Genomic DNA, 1,164 nt, shown 5'->3' with positions numbered 1-1,164 from the left:
GCAGGGTAGAATTTTTCTAGCTTATCCTTCATAACACCTGTCTGCACGATAAATTGGCTAACATGCTTTTCGTTTTTTGAGAAAATAAATTGTGCAACACGATATTTAAAAAAATCAATTGATAAAGATGGCTTAAAATATTTTACCAAGTTAGGAGTATGTAAAAACACAGTCTGAACACCGTTGGTATTCAAAGGTATGTCACCTAACACCAATACTGCTGTATTTTTTGGCAATCTATGTGGGATTATACATTCAAAAAAACGTGACAAAAAATTGGGTAAAAGGCGCTTACGAACAATAAAATTCGTTGATGATTTTGACGATTTGAAGCGACTTAAATCACCACGATCAGGTAAAATGACAGTCGAAACATTAGCATAATTATTGGCCAATAATTTTGGTAACAAAGATTTTGCAAGCTGAACAGCACCAACCCCAACAACATTACTCAGGTGCAATTGAATATTATACAGCATAAGAAATGCTCAATTTAATTTATATTTACTGACGTGGAGATCTTTTGAAAAACCTCCCCCTATATCACAATGCATATTTAAAAACTGAGTTACCAGCAAAATAAAATCAGTGCATTTTAATCTAAACTAATAACTTCTTAACCCTCTCGACAGCTGCAGAATGCAATTAAACCGAAAGAGCCTGATAAAGGAAAAATCCCAAGATTATTCCTAAAAGGTGAATCATAAAAAGGGGGCTATGATATGATTAATCATATTTTGATAGTATTTTTTAACAACAATACAATAGTGAGTGATGGTCGGACATCAGCCCTACTGTTATATAGCTAGTATTTCTAAATAGCTGTCGCTATAGACCTCAATATAAGCAGTATTAATTCAGAAAGCCTCTGTATAAAAAGTATTCTGAACAGTGATGGGGTTAAAGTAACAAATTCAGGTATTAAAAAAGAGCTATTTGTGTACAACGCAACTGATTTATTACTAATTCATGAGATTCTATCCATGCCTATTCGGTTTATAGGGCACACTATAATTTGTAAGAAATTCTTTGACCCCATAGATCAATAAAATCTCAAATATTATAAAAAAAACAAAATTTTGCGTATTGAACAATAGAAATAGGAAAGCTGAAAAATAAATTTTCGTTAATAACCCATAACTCTTTAGATAAGAAGGATATAGA

1 protein-coding gene is annotated in these 1,164 nt (G+C 31.9%); it reads right to left on the bottom strand.

Translation table 11 applies throughout. The features are described 5' to 3' along the window. Window positions 1-479: hypothetical protein (locus KDK19_RS07600; RefSeq protein WP_257291674.1), on the bottom strand; the 479-nt coding region annotated here is incomplete at its 3' end. Window positions 480-1,164 lie beyond the last annotated feature (685 nt).

The organism is Endozoicomonas sp. ONNA1, assembly GCF_024606325.1.
Taxonomy (GTDB): domain Bacteria; phylum Pseudomonadota; class Gammaproteobacteria; order Pseudomonadales; family Endozoicomonadaceae; genus Endozoicomonas_A.
Note: the sequence above shows the minus strand (reverse complement) of the source record. Positions and strands in the feature narration are given on the sequence as shown.